The organism is Pseudomonas fjordensis (assembly GCF_976987115.1).
The window spans coordinates 2,853,162-2,868,946 of the sequence record NZ_OZ336860.1; the positions used below are offsets into that span (position 1 = coordinate 2,853,162).

At 59.5% G+C, this 15,785-nt stretch carries 15 protein-coding genes; 6 read left to right on the forward strand and 9 right to left on the reverse strand.

All coding sequences use genetic code 11. The annotated features are described in order from the left end of the window. Positions 1-37: 37 nt before the first annotated feature. Positions 38-991 (reverse strand): 2-hydroxyacid dehydrogenase, encoded by a 954-nt coding sequence (locus ACWHXD_RS12820; RefSeq protein WP_098951737.1) that lies wholly within the window; start codon positions 989-991, stop codon positions 38-40. Between the two features lie 287 nt (positions 992-1,278). Here ACWHXD_RS12820 and ACWHXD_RS12825 point away from each other — a divergent pair, with 287 nt between their 5' ends. Continuing rightward, positions 1,279-1,611: a hypothetical protein gene (locus ACWHXD_RS12825; protein ID WP_032892123.1), complete on the forward strand. Its 333-nt coding sequence runs from the start codon at positions 1,279-1,281 to the stop codon at positions 1,609-1,611. Positions 1,612-1,623: 12 nt separating this feature from the next. Here ACWHXD_RS12825 and ACWHXD_RS12830 read toward each other — a convergent pair whose 3' ends face one another. Together ACWHXD_RS12830 and ACWHXD_RS12835 are read right to left on the reverse strand one after the other, a co-directional pair. Continuing rightward, positions 1,624-2,037, reverse strand: coding sequence for a hypothetical protein (locus ACWHXD_RS12830; protein WP_032897465.1), 414 nt, complete (start codon positions 2,035-2,037; stop codon positions 1,624-1,626). Positions 2,038-2,127: 90 nt separating this feature from the next. Next, entirely contained in the window at positions 2,128-2,628 is a 501-nt protein-coding gene (locus ACWHXD_RS12835; protein WP_078803003.1) for a DUF4822 domain-containing protein, read from the reverse strand. Between the two features lie 413 nt (positions 2,629-3,041). On the opposite strand from ACWHXD_RS12835, the gene ACWHXD_RS12840 reads away from it, so the two are divergent. Continuing rightward, the gene (locus ACWHXD_RS12840) at positions 3,042-4,319 is read left to right on the forward strand and encodes a serine/threonine transporter (RefSeq protein WP_032892121.1); all 1,278 of its coding nucleotides are present in this window, start codon (positions 3,042-3,044) and stop codon (positions 4,317-4,319) included. A 691-nt stretch (positions 4,320-5,010) separates the two neighbouring features. Here the strand turns inward: ACWHXD_RS12840 and acnB are convergent. Further along, positions 5,011-7,620, reverse strand: coding sequence for a bifunctional aconitate hydratase 2/2-methylisocitrate dehydratase (gene acnB / locus ACWHXD_RS12845; protein WP_032892119.1), 2,610 nt, complete (start codon positions 7,618-7,620; stop codon positions 5,011-5,013). 395 nt (positions 7,621-8,015) lie between these two features. On the opposite strand from acnB, the gene ACWHXD_RS12850 reads away from it, so the two are divergent. Then, positions 8,016-8,486 (forward strand): DUF1289 domain-containing protein, encoded by a 471-nt coding sequence (locus ACWHXD_RS12850; protein WP_032892118.1) that lies wholly within the window; start codon positions 8,016-8,018, stop codon positions 8,484-8,486. 127 nt (positions 8,487-8,613) lie between these two features. Here the strand turns inward: ACWHXD_RS12850 and ACWHXD_RS12855 are convergent, their stop codons facing one another. Then, complete coding sequence (locus ACWHXD_RS12855) at positions 8,614-9,477, reverse strand: universal stress protein UspL (protein ID WP_138762573.1); 864 nt, start codon at positions 9,475-9,477, stop codon at positions 8,614-8,616. A 149-nt stretch (positions 9,478-9,626) separates the two neighbouring features. On the opposite strand from ACWHXD_RS12855, the gene ACWHXD_RS12860 reads away from it, so the two are divergent. Then, positions 9,627-10,229 (forward strand): MiaE family protein, encoded by a 603-nt coding sequence (locus tag ACWHXD_RS12860; protein WP_138762574.1) that lies wholly within the window; start codon positions 9,627-9,629, stop codon positions 10,227-10,229. Here ACWHXD_RS12860 and ACWHXD_RS12865 read toward each other — a convergent pair. After that, positions 10,185-11,384, reverse strand: a complete 1,200-nt coding sequence (locus tag ACWHXD_RS12865; protein ID WP_138762575.1) for an MFS transporter — start codon at positions 11,382-11,384, stop codon at positions 10,185-10,187. The genes ACWHXD_RS12860 and ACWHXD_RS12865 overlap by 45 nt on opposite strands. A 157-nt stretch (positions 11,385-11,541) precedes the next feature. Between ACWHXD_RS12865 and ACWHXD_RS12870 the strand changes: the two genes are divergently transcribed. Next, on the forward strand, positions 11,542-12,249 hold the full coding sequence (locus tag ACWHXD_RS12870) for a response regulator (protein ID WP_032892114.1): 708 nt from the start codon (positions 11,542-11,544) through the stop codon (positions 12,247-12,249). Beyond that, the gene (locus ACWHXD_RS12875) at positions 12,250-13,527 is read left to right on the forward strand and encodes an ATP-binding protein (RefSeq protein ID WP_098951730.1); all 1,278 of its coding nucleotides are present in this window, start codon (positions 12,250-12,252) and stop codon (positions 13,525-13,527) included. Between the two features lie 114 nt (positions 13,528-13,641). On the opposite strand, the gene ACWHXD_RS12880 is transcribed toward ACWHXD_RS12875, so the two are convergent. From ACWHXD_RS12880 to ACWHXD_RS12890, 3 genes are all read right to left on the reverse strand, one after another. Continuing rightward, positions 13,642-14,160: an AAA family ATPase gene (locus ACWHXD_RS12880; protein ID WP_003190840.1), complete on the reverse strand. Its 519-nt coding sequence runs from the start codon at positions 14,158-14,160 to the stop codon at positions 13,642-13,644. Then, positions 14,157-14,720 (reverse strand): nicotinamide riboside transporter PnuC, encoded by a 564-nt coding sequence (gene pnuC, locus ACWHXD_RS12885; RefSeq protein WP_032892112.1) that lies wholly within the window; start codon positions 14,718-14,720, stop codon positions 14,157-14,159. The genes ACWHXD_RS12880 and pnuC overlap by 4 nt, the downstream gene beginning before the upstream one ends. Before the next feature lie 139 nt (positions 14,721-14,859). Next, positions 14,860-15,729: a terpene synthase family protein gene (locus tag ACWHXD_RS12890; protein ID WP_238344571.1), complete on the reverse strand. Its 870-nt coding sequence runs from the start codon at positions 15,727-15,729 to the stop codon at positions 14,860-14,862. Between the last annotated feature and the right edge of the window lie 56 nt (positions 15,730-15,785).

Consider the following 15,785-nt stretch of genomic DNA (forward strand, 5'->3'; position numbering starts at 1 on the left):
GTTAGCGTGTTGAAGCGTGATCAGCGTGCCTGATCGGTCATTTTGCAGGCGCTGGCAAGGCCACCGGTGTAAGCACGGGGCGGCCGGCGAAGTATTCCACCAGGTTGTCAGCGACGCGCTGCACCGTGTCATGGACCGCTTCCGGGGACAGCCCGGCCACGTGGGACGTCAGCACGGTATTGCTCAGGCGCTTGAGGGCATCGGGCACTGCGGGTTCGTCGTCAAACACGTCCAGCGCAGCGCCGCCGATGCGTCGCTGTTCCAGTGCGGCGACCAGGTCGGCGGTCACCACCACGCTGCCGCGGCCAATGTTGACCAGAAAACCGTGCGGCCCCAGGGCGTCCAGGGCGTGGCGGTCGATCAGGTGGCGAGTGCTGGCACCGCCGGGCGTGGCCAGCACCAGGAAGTCCGAGGTGCGCGCCAGCTCCACGGCCGTTGCACAATAGGTGTAATCCACGTCATCGCGGGGTTGGCGGTTGTGATAACTCACCTCCATGCCGAACCCCAGGGCGGCGCGCCGGGCAATTTCCATACCCACCGCGCCCAGCCCGACAATCCCCAGGTGTTTACCGCTGAGGGAAGGGCGCATCACCTTCGGCCATTCGCCGCGCCGTACCGCCGCATCTGTCTGGGGAATGCCACGCACCAGCGCCAGCAACAACGCCATGGCGTGATCGGCCACCGAAGGGGCGTTCACGCCGGCGCCGTTGGTAACCACAATCCCACGGTTGCTCGCCGCCTGCAGGTCTACATGCTCGTAGCCGGCACCAATCACGCAAATGATCTCCAGCAGGGGCAGCGCGGCGATTTCCTCGGCGTACAGCCCCAGCGGGCCACGGGTCAGCACAGCCTGGATCTGCCCACCATGGGTCTTGATCGCCTGGGCGCGTTCAGCGGGCGTCGGCGCCAGGATCACATGGAAGTCACTGCTTTCGATGATTTGCAGGTATTCGTTGATGGTTTCAACCAGGACCAGAACAGTGGTGGGCATCGCAAGGCTCTTCCTGAAGGGTTTGAGAGCATGAGTATGCGGGATTTGTAAGACAGAGCGTTTTATTGCGGTGGAAAAATTTCTTCGCTCGTAAGGCCTGTCTGATTTTACAGGCCGTCCATTCGCGCCCGCTTTTTTGCGCAAGGAAAACCTTGGAAAGTGATGGAGTTCTCCCACTGCATTGGGGCCAGCCATGGCAAACTCAGCCGCTGGGTGCGGATAGAGCTCAGCGCTGGTGCTATTCATGGTCACCCGATTTCTGAACAGGAATTCAGGAGGTTAACAAATTGATCTCGCTTAACTTTACCGGTGGCACAGTCACCCATGACGATCTGTCGCACCTGCAGGATATTGCAGTGGCCAAGCAGGTCGATCTGTTAAAGGAAGATATGCTCCAGGTGGAGTTCGCCGAGGGATTGTTACTGGATGTGGGTTGGTACCCAGAATTTGATGCGGCGGGTGGTTTTCGGATAAACGTCATCAAGAACTATGACTGGGACCTCCCACTTATGGCGCTGACGGCCCACGAAACCTCTGAATTGTTAGAAAAACTGGCTATTGCGCAGAACGCCATACAAAGCGAGCTGCGCAATCCAAACCTGGGCACCTCGGCCACTTAGCGAGTGCGCCAGCTACTGCGCAGTCCCCGTTTGCCGTGCCTGGGCTCGCTCTCTTTGCGCGATCGGCATGAAATCGTACGTCGGGAAGAATTCTGTCTTGTAGACACCCCACGCCGTGTTCTCGATGGCCAGGTTGACTTGAGCCAGGCGCGACGCCGGCAGGCGCAGCACAATGACTTGCCCGATGCCCATGGTGATATTCCAGCTGACGACTTCGACACCTTCCGGCGGGAAGACTTTATGAAATTCCTGCTTGGCCAGCTGGGCTTTCAATTCGCTGAGCGGTCGTGATTGATCGTGTTTAAGAAACACGGTCAACATGACGGTGTTATCTGGCGTGGCGGCGATGCTTTTAGTGGGCAGTGTCGTGCTGGCCTGTAGCGTAGTTGCGCTGGGTAACAGCACGGCTGCCAGCAGTGCAGGCATTAATAGCGATTTGAATGAAATATATGTCTTTATCATGAAGTGTCTCTTTTGTTGTTGGTTTATATGGCTGGGTATAAAGAAGGTATTCAACTAGTTTGACATGTGAGTCTTTATCGGCCCTGTGTAAGGGGCATGTACAACGTAAATTCTAACCGGAGGGTTGGTCGCTACCATGTCGCGAGGGACTTCGCGAGAATACGTGAACTCGGTGCTGTCCAGTTTTTCCAGCCTTCTGACGATGGTGCGGTGCGGGCCAAGGTCAGGCACCAGGATGTGGGTCTGTTTGTCGCCAGTGACCAGGAAATAGCCGCCCCCTCCGTCAGGGTGTTTCGAGCGTCCTGTATCGGTGTAGAAGAACTCATAACGATTGCGCTGCGGATCCCACATCGATATGCCCACCACACCGGGGTACTGGGCCTTGACGTCGTTTTCTGGTTCACCCTCTATATAGACTTTGGTGGTCAGCCATTGGGGCGATGAGGCCAGGGCACGTATATCCGCCTCGGGTTCAACAGGCTTGGCGTAAGTGGCAGGCGCGCCTAATAAGCCTGCAAAGAGCAGGCCGGTAACTGCAAGGGTGAGTCTTCGCATTGTCAAACTCCTTGAGTGTTGACTAAGTGTTGTTATCGTGTTTTTGGTCGGTGCGCGAAGATATTAGTTTGTGAGTTTGTGCACGCTCAATAGCTGTGTATGGTTCTGTAACAGTTGAGGTGTTGTATGAGTAATAATATGTTTTTGAAGGAGGTTAATTCTGAGCTTGTTGTCGGACTTTTCTTGTATGTTTAGCGCTTAATAGTAAAGAGCTACTTTCCGTTTGACTTCTCGGTCATCCAAATCCTTCCCTCGGGACGGCCTCTGAACGTCTGCACCGCCTAACCATTCCTCAGCTAAGTCTTTGCTTCTCCAAGAGAATCCCGGACAATCCGGCCCTTGTTTCGGCCAGGGCGCTGCCTGTCAGGTTTTTCTGACTCGTGCTGGCCGTGTGAATGCGGAGATCCGACCGGATGAATGATCAGGCCAATAGCGTCGACGAACGCTATGCAACGACACCTGCAACGCTCACAAGCTGGAGCCGCCAGGACACTACCTGGATGCTCGGGCTATTCGGTACCGCCATTGGCGCCGGTACTTTGTTCTTGCCGATCAACGCGGGCCTGGGGGGCTTCTGGCCGCTGGTGATCCTGGCGTTGCTGGCCTTCCCGATGACGTTCTTTGCCCACCGTGGGCTGACCCGTTTCGTGCTGTCCGGCCGTGAAGGTTCCGACATCACCGACGTGGTTGAAGAGCATTTCGGTATCAAGGCCGGTGCATTGATCACCTTGCTGTACTTCTTTGCGATCTTCCCCATCCTGCTGATCTACAGCGTGGCGCTGACCAATACCGTCAGCAGCTTCATGGAGCACCAGCTGCATATCCTGCCGCCGCCGCGGGCGATCCTGGCGTTTGTGTTGATCCTGGGTCTGCTGGCCGTGGTGCGTTGCGGTGAGCAGGTGATCGTCAAGGCCATGAGCCTGATGGTGTATCCGTTTATTGTCGCCTTGCTGTTCCTGGCGGTGTACCTGGTACCGCACTGGAATGGCGGCATTCTCAGCACCGCGAGCGAAGTGCCGGCACCGTCTGCGTTGCTCAACACGCTGTGGCTGGCGATTCCGGTGATGGTGTTCTCGTTCAACCATTCACCGATCATCTCGGCCTTTGCGGTGGATCAGAAGCGCCAGTACGGTGCCCACGCCGAGGAACGCAGTTCGCAGATCCTGTCCCGCGCGCACTTGCTGATGGTGGCGATGGTGCTGTTCTTTGTGTTCAGTTGCGTGCTGACCCTGTCGCCCGCACAGTTAGCTGAAGCGAAAGCGCAGAACCTGTCGATCCTGTCGTATCTGGCTAACCACTTCGATAACCCGACGATTGCCTTTGCCGCACCGTTGATTGCGTTTGTGGCGATTGCCAAGTCCTTCCTGGGCCACTACATCGGCGCCAGCGAGGGCCTCAAGGGCCTGGTGGTCAAGACTGGCCGCCGTCCGGCGCCCAAGACCCTGGACCGCATGACCGCAGCCTTCATGCTGGTGGTGTGCTGGATCGTCGCCACGCTTAACCCGAGCATCCTCGGCATGATCGAGACCCTGGGTGGGCCGGTGATTGCGTCGATTCTGTTCCTGATGCCGATGTACGCCATCCGCAAGGTGCCGGCCATGGCCAAGTACCGTGGGCAGGCGTCAAATGTGTTTGTGACTGCGGTTGGTTTGGTTGCCATTACGGCGTTGGTGTATTCGCTGGTTGCTTGAGCCCTGATGCGGTCTATCTGACTGTCCAGCATAGGTATCTACACAACTTTGTGGGCTGTAGCAGCACACGGTAACCACGATGCGAAGCGAGCCGCTCTTGATCTTGATCTGCTTTTGATCTTAAGCGCCCCGTTAAACCACGCTGGCCGGAATTCGACAGGGATTTGGGGGGTAAACCGGCAGGGATGCCGGTTTAGCCGCCCCGCGCCATGGATGGCGCGTGGCGGCGGCCCCCCAAATCACTGGCGGATTACGGGCACACCGAGCCTAGGCGAGGTGCCGAGTGGTGGGGCAAGAGCGTTTTGCTTACTTTTGCGCTGTTCAAAAGTGAGCCGCCGTCAGGGCGGAACCCTAAGTGGCCGTTACCTAAATAACGGATATGTACCCGGTCCAACTGTGTTGACTGCCAGGCCGCCTTCGCGAGCAAGCCCGCACACAGTTGGATCGCGGGGTGTCAGGTAGATAGGCGCCGGCTGGCAGGCCGTCATCGCAGGCAAGCCAGCTCCCACATTTGGATCGCGTTGCGTCAGTTAGATCAGCATCGTCTGTCAGGCCGTCCCGGGAGCAAGCTCCCTCGCCACAGGGTCCGCAGCTCCCACATTTGTTTTGTGTTGGCAGTAATGGTTAGTTCCAGGCATAAAAAAACGCCGCGTACCTTGCGATACGCGGCGTTTTTCACATCAACACACCGTTAAGCTTGAATCACCGGGATGTTGGCGCTCGCTGCGATCTTGCGGAACTCAGCGATCTGGTCGAAGTTCAGGTAGCGGTAGACGTCACTGGCCATGGTGTCCAGTTTCGCCGCGTAGCCCATGTACTCTTCGACGGTCGGCAGGCGACCCAGGGTAGAGGCCACGGCCGCCAGCTCAGCCGACGCCAGGTAGACGTTGGCACCATCACCCAGGCGGTTCGGGAAGTTACGCGTCGAGGTCGACACCACGGTGGAGTTTGGCTCAACGCGTGCCTGGTTACCCATGCACAGCGAGCAGCCTGGCATTTCCATGCGTGCGCCAGCCTTGCCGTAGATGCCGTAGTAGCCTTCTTCGGTCAGTTGATGAGCGTCCATCTTGGTCGGCGGCGACAGCCACAGACGGGTTGGCAGCTGGCCCTTGACCTGCTCCAGCAGTTTACCGGCAGCGCGGAAGTGACCGATGTTGGTCATGCACGAACCGATGAACACTTCGTCGATCTTCTCGCCAGCGACGCTGGACAGCAGACGGGCGTCGTCCGGGTCGTTTGGCGCGCAGAGGATCGGCTCGTTGATTTCCGCCAGGTCGATCTCGATGATTTCGGCGTATTCGGCGTCGGCATCGGCTTCCATCAGTTCTGGGTTGGCAACCCAGGCTTCCATCGCTTGGGCGCGACGTTCCAGGGTGCGTGCATCGCCGTAGCCTTCGCCGATCATCCAGCGCAGCAGGGTGATGTTGGAGTTCAGGTATTCGGTGACGGACTCTTTGGACAGCTTGATGGTGCAACCGGCAGCCGAACGTTCAGCCGAGGCGTCGGACAGCTCGAAAGCCTGTTCCAGCGTCAAGTCGTTCAGGCCTTCGATTTCCAGGATGCGGCCAGAGAAGGCGTTCTTCTTGCCTTTCTTCTCTACGGTCAGCAGGCCAGCCTGGATCGCGTAGTAAGGAATGGCATGAACCAGGTCACGCAGGGTGATGCCAGGCTTCATCTTGCCTTTGAAGCGCACCAGGATCGATTCCGGCATGTCCAGCGGCATGACGCCGGTGGCGGCGGCAAATGCGACCAGGCCAGAACCGGCCGGGAACGAGATGCCCATCGGGAAACGGGTGTGGGAGTCGCCACCGGTACCGACGGTGTCCGGCAGCAGCATGCGGTTCAGCCAGCTGTGGATGATGCCGTCGCCTGGACGCAGCGATACACCGCCACGGGTCATGATGAAGTCAGGCAGGGTGTGGTGGGTGGTCACGTCGATCGGCTTCGGGTAAGCCGCGGTGTGGCAGAAGGACTGCATCACCAGGTCGGTCGAGAAGCCCAGGCACGCCAGGTCTTTGAGTTCATCACGGGTCATTGGGCCGGTGGTGTCCTGGGACCCCACGGTGGTCATCTTCGGCTCGCAGTAAGTGCCTGGACGAACGCCTTTGCCTTCTGGCAGGCCGCAGGCCTTGCCGACCATTTTCTGTGCCAGGGTGAAGCCTTTGCCAGTGTCGACAGGCGCTTCAGGCAGCTTGAACAGGTCGGTTGGGCCCAGGCCCAGCTCAGCGCGGGCCTTGTCGGTCAGGCCACGGCCGATGATCAGCGGGATACGGCCGCCAGCGCGGACTTCGTCCAACAGCACCGGGGTCTTCATTTCGAAGGTGGTCAGGACTTCGTCGGTGCCGTGCTTGCAGACTTTGCCAGCATGCGGGTACAGGTCGATCACGTCGCCCATGTTCATGTTGGTGACGTCGAATTCGATTGGCAGTGCGCCAGCATCTTCCATGGTGTTGTAGAAGATCGGAGCGATCTTGCTGCCGAAGCAGAAACCGCCGGCACGCTTGTTCGGCACGTAAGGCACGTCGTCACCGAAGAACCACAGCACCGAGTTGGTTGCCGATTTACGCGACGAACCGGTACCGACCACGTCGCCCACGTAGGCGATCGGGAAGCCTTGGCCGCGCATCTCTTCGATCTGCTTCATCGGGCCGGTCTTGCCTTGCTCGTCCGGCACGATGCCTTCACGGGCCATTTTCAGCATGGCCAGGGCGTGCAGCGGGATGTCAGGGCGGGACCAGGCATCCGGCGCAGGCGACAGGTCGTCGGTGTTGGTTTCGCCGGTGACCTTGAAGACGCGCAGGCTGATCTTGTCGGCCAGGGTAGGGCGGTTGCGGAACCACTCGCCATCAGCCCAGGACTGGATCACGCCTTTGGCGTGTTCGTTGCCGTTGCGGGCTTTTTCGGCGACGTCGTGGAACGCATCGAACATCAGCAGGGTGTGCTTGAGCTGGGCGGCCGCGACGGGCGCCAGTTCGGCGTCGTCCAGCAGCTCGACCAACGTCACGATGTTGTAGCCGCCTTGCATGGTGCCGAGCAGTTCAACAGCGCGTTTCTTGTCGATCAGGGGGGAAGTGGCTTCGCCCTTGGCCAGGGCAGACAGGAAACCGGCCTTGACGTAAGCGGCTTCGTCAACGCCTGGTGGAATGCGGTTGGTGATCAGGTCAACGAGGAATTCTTCTTCGCCAGCCGGAGGATTTTTCAGCAGCTCGACCAGGCCTGCGGTTTGTTCGGCGTTAAGCGGCTGGGGAACGATACCCAGTGCTGCACGCTCTTCGATATGTTTGCGGTAGGCTTCAAGCACAGTTATTACCCTCATCAGTGGTCCCACGGGACGCTCATCCAGAAATGAACGGCACGCATGCGCTCGGGGGCTTTTTGGGCCACAAAGCCAGCGCTGCCGGCATTCCTTACAGAAGCTGCTTTCAAAGTTTTACGCCTGCAGAACGGAGCTGATGAGGGTTGGCGCGGGCTCTGACCTACCGGGTCGAACCTGCGCCAACACCGTTCTGAAGGAACGACTGTGCTCGTGACGCTTTGAAAACAGCTTCCAGCGGATTATTGGCGCCTTACAAGGCCGGGTGATTCTACGGCAAAAAAAATCTAAAGGTAAGTTGCCTGCTCAAGTTTGCTGGGTGATCAACCTTAGACAAAGGGCTAACATGGCGCACTGTTTCGCGGATTTGCGTGTCGTTGCCCATGCCCAACCAAACCATCAAAACTCCCTGCGTCGGCCTGTGTTCCACGGTCTACGGCGATCTCGTGTGCCGTGGATGCAAGCGTTTCCACCATGAAGTGATCCAGTGGAATGGCTATAACGAAGAGGAAAAACGCGCGGTCTGGCTCAGGCTTGAGCAGCTGTTGGTGCAGGTCATGGCTGGCAAAGTGGAGGTTTTCGACCCTAAGACCCTGCGCGGGCAGTTGGAGCAACGCAAGATTCGCTTTGTGCCGCACCAGTCCGAGTATTGCTGGGCCTACCAGTTGATCGCCCGTGGGGCCCGGGTGATCAATAACCTGGAGGCCTATGGCATGGTGCTGTTGCCGGAGTTTCGCGACTGGGCGCTGCCTGAACTGCGCGATGCCATTGATCGCGAGTTCTTTATCTTGTCCGAGGCGCATTACCAGCGCTATATCGCGCCGGGGTTCTTGAAAGATGCGCTGGGTAACTGACGGGCGCGGTCAATGTAGGAGCGAGCTTGCTCGCGAAAAACTTAAAGACGCCGCGTTTATTCAGGAAGCGCGCGTTATCGTTGGCGTTTTTCGCGAGCAAGCTCGCTCCTACAGTTGATCTTCAGGGTCAGGGTTTGGTCGCCAGCTCTTCCAGTTGATCCATGAGCGTCTGCGGTTTTAGCACCAGCACATCGCTTTGCACCGCATCCAGCACCACCTCCGCCGTATTGCCGATCAACGCGCCGGAAATCCCCGTGCGCGCCACCGTGCCGATAATGGTCACCGCCGCCTGTAATTGATGGGCCATATGCGGGATCAGCACATCGGCTGGGCCTTCCTTGATATGCAGGTGGCTGTCGTCTACGTCGAACTCAGCCTGGAATGCCTTGCATTGCTCGCGGTAACGCGCCTCGATGGTTTCCGTGAGCTGAAAGGTCGGGTCGGCCGCCGACAGCATGGGCGACGGGTGAGCGCTGATGACATGCAATTTGGCCTTGGCCAGGCTGGCGATATCAAAGCCATGGTCGATGATCGAGTTGTGCAGCGAGCGGTGTTCGCCGTCTGTGTTGCCCACGTCGATGGCCGCCAGGATCACGCCGCCCGCCCAGGGCGTAGCGGTCTTGACCAGCAACACTGGCGTTGGGCAATAGCGCAGCAACTTCCAGTCCGCCGGGGTCAGCAGGGCTTTTTTCAGCTGGCTGTCGGGAAAGTGCTGTTTGATCACCAGGCCGCAGCCTTCGGCTTGCTGCACATCGATGATGGTTTCATGCAGGCTGTCGTTCCACGCTTGCTCGGTGGTGACGCTGTAGCCGTCTTCCGTCAAGCCTTGCTTGAGCAGGCTCAGCAGCGCCGAATGTTCGTGTTTCTTGTCACAGACCAGCAAGTGCAGGTGCGCGTCGGTCACCCCGGCAATCAGCTTGGCACGCTTGAGTGCCAGGCTTTCGGAGTGCTCGGGCTCGATGACCACCAGGATGCTGCGGATGGCTTGCATGGTCGGGATCTCCAAAAAGGGCGGGCGTTGGATAACTATAGTTGCTGGCCGGCAGCCGTCATGTTGATACACATCAAGGCCGGTGGCTGGTGGTCTGCAGCGGGGTCGGTATAATCGGCGTCCTTTTGTATCCTTTGCCCGTGAGCCCGATGAACCTGCCCGAAATCCATGAATTCCTCGGCTGCCGCACCCCTGATGCCTGGGTACAGGCCGCATTGGCCGATCAGGAAACCCTGCTGATCGACCACAAGAACTGCGAATTCAAAGCCGCCAGCACCGCCTTGAGCCTGATAGCCAAGTACTACGGCCACGTTGACCTGATCAACATGATGTCGCGCCTGGCCCGCGAAGAGTTGGTGCACCACGAGCAGGTCATGCGCCTGATGAAAAAGCGCAAGGTCGAACTGCGTCAACTGCACGCCGGGCGTTATGCCTCGGGCTTGCGCAAGGTGGTGCGCAGCCATGAGCCGGTCAAGCTGGTGGATACCCTGGTGGTAGGCGCCTTTATCGAAGCGCGCAGTTGCGAACGTTTCGAAGCACTGGTGCCGCATTTGGACGAAGAACTCGGCAAGTTCTACTTCGGCTTGCTCAAGAGCGAGGCGCGGCACTTCCAGGGTTACTTGAAGCTGGCTTACCAGTACGGCGACGCCAAGGACATCGCTCAGGTGATCGAGCGGGTGCGGGCCACCGAGCAGGACCTGATCGAATCACCCGACGTCGAGTTCCGCTTTCACAGTGGCGTGCCAGCCTGAGGCCACGGCCACACCGATCAAGGCGGTGATCCCCGCCAGCAGCAGGATCACCGTTGGCGTGCCCAAAGGCGCCGCCAGCACGGCAATCATCAAGCCTGCCAGGGGCTGGGCCAGGTTGTTGAGCAAGGTCATCACGCCGACTGTCTTGCCGAAATCCTGCACCGGGATCACCCGTTGACGGGTGCTGCGAAGATACACGTTGAACATCTTGTCGAAGCCGCTCACCAGCAGGAAGCCCACCGCGTAGGCCCACACGCCGGGGCTGAGCGCGGTTATCAGCGCGCCGACGGTGATCATCGAATACGACAGCCCGCCCAGCACCTTCAGCTTCAGTGATGAGCGCGCCAAGTAGAACAGAATAGCGATGGTCACCAGCGCCCCGGCGGCTTGCAGCAGGGCATAGGCGTCTTTGCCCGCCGCGTAGTGGCCGGTGACCAGGGCGGCCGAGGTGGCCAGCGTCACGCCGACTATCAGGTTCACGCCGACCGCCAGGACGATGATGCGCTTCAACTCCACCCGGTTGAGGATATGGCCAAAGGCGGTGCGCAGGGGTTGCAGCCAGATACCCGGGTGCTGTTGGTGTATTTCCAGGGTCACCGTGGTGTTGCGCTGCCAGATCAGCATTGCCAGGTCCGCCAGCACAAACAGCACGGCCACCCCCAGCACCACCCAAGGCCACGCCCAGACTTCCAGCATCAGCGCCGCCACCAACGGGCCGAGCACCAGGCCACTCTGGTCGGCGATTTGCGAATAGGACAAGGTCTTGGCGTAGGTGTACTGCCCGAAGATATGCGGCATCACCACTTCCCGCGCCATGATGCCCTGGGTGGTCAATACGCCGCACAACGCGGACAGCATCACCAGCCAATGGATGCCGTCGAACAGCCCATAGCACGCCATCGCCACCACACATGCCAAGGCCCGATACACCTGGCTGATATGCAGGATACGCACCGGTGAAAACCTGTCGCACAGCGCACCGCATACCGGAAACGCCAGGTAACGCGGCAGCGACTCGACAAAAAACGCCAGCCCCGCCCACGACACGCTTTGAGTGGTCTGGAACACGATCAGGGGCACGATAAACAGCAATACCTGGTCGGCCAGCCGTGACAGGAACAGCGAAATGAAGAACGCCAGGTAATCCTTACGCATGGAACTCCCTGTCAATGGCGTTAAAAAGTGCAGGCTATTTGTTAAAAACTCTTAAAAGCATGAAGCTTCTTCGCTGGGTGCTGGCCAGCGGCTTCTGTCGGCCAGCTTGCCACCTATAATGGCCCTTTTTCAATCCGCGCATCCACACTGAGAACTTATGGAAAACCTGGGTCTGGGCAAGGTCCTGCTCGTTGAGGACGATGAAAAGCTGGCAGCGCTGGTCTCGCATTTTTTGTCGCAACATGGGTTCGAGGTTCGGGTGGTGCATCGGGGCGATGAAGCCCTGGCGGCGTTCGTGGATTTCAAGCCGAAGATCGTCGTGCTCGATCTGATGCTGCCGGGGCAGAGTGGGCTGCATGTCTGTCGCGAGATTCGCAACGTGTCGGACACGCCCATCGTAATCCTCACCGCCAAGGAAGATGACCTGGACCATATCCTTGGCCTTGAGTCCGGTGCTGACGATTACGTGATCAAGCCGATCAAACCGCCGGTGTTGCTGGCGCGCCTGCGTGCGTTGCAGCGCCGCCAGGTGCCAGAGCCCACGGTGCGCGGCGCTCTGGAGTTCGGCCGCTTGTCGATTGATCGCAGTTGCCGGGTGGTGCGTCTGGGCGACGAAACCATTGACCTCACCACCATGGAGTTCGAGTTGCTGTGGTTGCTGGCCAGCAGCTCGGGCAAGGTTCTGTCCCGTGACGATATCCTCAACCGCATGCGCGGCATTGCCTTTGATGGGCTGAACCGCAGCGTAGACGTGTACATCAGCAAACTGCGCGGCAAGCTCAATGACAACCCCCGCGAGCCGGTGTGCATCAAGACCATCTGGGGCAAGGGTTACCTGTTCAATCCGTTCGCGTGGGAGGTGTAGATGCTGCGTTTGTATCTGCGCCTCTATTTGATTCTCGCGCTCGGCCTCGCCGGGTCGATCTGGCTGGTGAACTTCGGCCTGGACACCTACATGCCCGAGTCCAACGAGACCTACAACCGTGAAGCCCTGCGCGGCCCGGCGTGGGCCCTGGTGGAACAGCTGCGCCCCGTGCCGGCAGAGGCGCGCCAGGCACGCCTGGACGAACTGCAGCCGCATTACGGCTTGCGACTCAAACTGGTGCAACGCGACAACCAGCAGTTGAGCGAGCGCGAGCAGAAACTCCTGGCGGCTGGTCAGGTGGTGGTGCGCGAAGACTTCATGAAGTTTCTCGCGCCTATCGACGACGGCCCCCAATTGCTCGAAATCAAACTGCCGGAAGAACCCAAGTGGTTGTACCTGTGGGCCTACGGCTTCCTAGGCGTGAGCCTGGCCATTGTCCTGTATTTCTGGGTGCGCCCACACTGGCGCGACCTGGAGCACATTCGCCTCGCGGCGCAACGTTTCGGTGACAACGACCTGGGCTCGCGCATCTTGCTGCCGAGCCGTTCCACCGTGCGTTCCCTGGCCGGGCATTTCAACCAGATGGCCGAGCGCATTGAGGGTTTGATCGCCAACCAGCGCGAACTCACCAACGCGGTGTCCCATGAATTGCGCACGCCGATTGCGCGGTTGTCATTCGAGCTTGATCAACTCAGACAGCAGAGCGACCCACGGCAAAGCCGAGCGTTGATCAACGACATGTACGCCGACCTCGGTGAGCTGGAAGAAATGGTCTCCGAACTATTGACCTACGCAAGCCTGGAGCCAGGCGCCACCCAGGTCACCCGCGAGCATATCGAGGCCCACAGTTGGCTCGACAGTGTTATAGGCGCCGTGGCCCTGGAGGCCGAGGCGCAAGGGGTGCAGCTGTCGTTGCGCACCTGCGAGGTGGACGTTATCCAGATCGAGCCACGCTTTATGGCGCGGGCCGTGATCAACCTGCTGCGCAACGCCATTCGTTATGCCGACCACCGTGTGGAAGTGTCGCTGGTCAAGTTTGGCAGCGGTTACGAAGTGCGGGTCAACGACGATGGGCCGGGGGTGCCGCTGGAGGGCCGCACCAAGATATTCGAACCCTTCCTGCGCCTTGACACCAGCCGCGACCGCCGCACGGGCGGGTTTGGCCTGGGCCTGGCGCTGGTCAAGCGTGTCAGCCAGTGGCATGGCGGGCAAGTTGAGGTGCTGGATTCGGAATGGGGCGGGGCGTCGTTTCGGATGACGTGGGCGTATGCCGAGTAAAGGGGCACGCCCCAACATCATCCTGTAGGAGCTCGCTCGCGAAACACTCACAGGCGCCGCGTTTATCCAGAAAACACGCGTTATCGTTGACGTTTTTCGCGAGCAAGCTCGCTCCTACAGCAACTGCGTTACCGCGGCAAACGCCGCCTGGCGCCGTTGTTCCCAGCCCCCGCGAATCACCACCAGTGGCTGTTGGTGCTGCTGCATCCATTCCAGACTGGCCTGGAAAAACGCCTGCCTATCCGCCAGTTCCGGCTGGCAGCGCTGGCCGTCGGCACTCCATTCCACGTCTTCGGGGGAGAGCAGCAGGTGCAGGTCGTAATGCCGCGCCAGGAGTTCGTCATCCAGCCAGCCGGGGTAGTCGCCGAACAGGGTCTGGCTCCAGAGCCTGTTGGTGAGCAGGTGGGTGTCGAGGATCAGCAACGCGGGGCGTTTGGCGCGGGCGGCGTCCTCCCAGGCCAACTGGCCTTGGGCAATGGCCGGGATATCCGCCAGGGTGGTGTCGCGCTGATGCTGATCGATGAAGTAGCGCACATATTCCCCTACCATCAACCCGCCGAAGTGCGCGTGCAACTGCGCCGCCAGCCAGCTCTTGCCGCTGGATTCGGGGCCTGCCAATACCACCACCTTCATGCGCGCAACGCCGGGTCGGCGCGCCACTCGCGCCAGCCTTGCACGGCAATCACGGTAAACAGTGCGTAGAGCGCGGCGGTGAGGTAGAGGCCTTTGTAAAGGAACAGGCCGACGAAGATCACATCCACCACGATCCACAATGCCCAGCACTGCACACGTTTTTGCGCCATCCACATTTGCGCCACCAGGCTGAAACCGGTGAGCGCGGCGTCGAGCCAAGGCTGGGCGGCGTCGGTCCAGTGGGCCATGGCGGCGCCCAGCAGCAGACTGCCAACGGCACCCACAGCCAGGCTGGCCATGATTGCCGGCGCTTTCAGGCTGGTGACCTGGCGGCCTTGCTTGACCTCGCCAGCGCGGGTCCACTGCCACCAGCCATACACCTGCAAGGCCGCATAGACCACTTGCAGGAGCATGTCGGAGTAGAGCTTGACCTCAAAGAACACCCAAGTGTAGAGCAGCACCATCACCAAGCCGATGGGCCAGCACCAGGGGTTTTGTTTGACCGTCAGCCAAACGGCGATCACCCCCAGGGCGGCGGCAAACAGTTCAAGCCCGGACATGGCGGATCCTTGGGGGAGTGGGAGAGGGCGGTGATTGTACCTAGAGGCCACCGAACCTCAAACACCGCAGGACAAACGCGCACGTGGGCTTGCTCCATGCGCGCGGCGATGCCGTGGCTGGGGATGTAAGCGCAGCCGGTTATTGACCCTTGAAGCGCAGTTCCCGATACCGCGGTACGGCCAGATGCCAGGCAATGTTGCCGCGCCATTGGTTATGCAGGGCTTGAGCACAGGTCATTGCCTGTTCTTGAGCTCGCGTGTCGTAGCCCAGCGCATCCAGGCGTTTGGGCAACTCGGCTTGCGCCGTTGCGAAGCTTTTCGCCCATTGTTCAATCCGCTGTGACACCTCGGCTGCGGCCTGCAGCGCCGATTGGCCCTGGGTGTGCCTGAGGTGAGTCAGTAGGTTGTAGATGTCTTCATCAGGGTTTTCCATGATCTGAAAAGACAACAAATCGTTAACTGCCTTGAAGAGTTTCAAAGCCAGGTTTCGCAGGTCTTGCCAGGGGTGGCTGTAGTAAAGCGAGGACGATAATTGAATGTTCTGCACCAGGTAGGTGAACTCCAGACAGACTTGAAAACCGCCGGCGTTTTGCCACAGAGCCTCATAACCTTCTACCCCCGGCTGCGTGTTATGAAGGCGATGCATCAGCGCGGTGGTGCAAGGAACCAGGTAGGTCAAGTATTGCTCGGCCACTCGCTGCTGCCAGAGCGAGGGCATCAAGCGTGACGCGCGTCGCATGATGTCTGTGAGTGCATTGGCCAACGGTTCTCGGGGTGTGCTCGCGCGCGTGAACGCTCTTGCGTAGACACCTCGAATCAGGCGTTCGAGAGCTTCGGGGTCATTGCAGTCTTCGTCGGCGAGATCGTCCTGGCAACTGAACCATCCCACCAGATCAGACAGAATGAGTAATAACTCAAGTGGCGCGTCACTCCACATATAACCGGCATACAAACCGGGAATGTAGATGTCCAATTGATGGGTTGCGCGGGATGTTTGTTCCAGCCCCATATTCTTGAGCCATTGGCGTGTGTGCTGCTGAGCCTCTTGCGCAAAGGGGCTCAAAG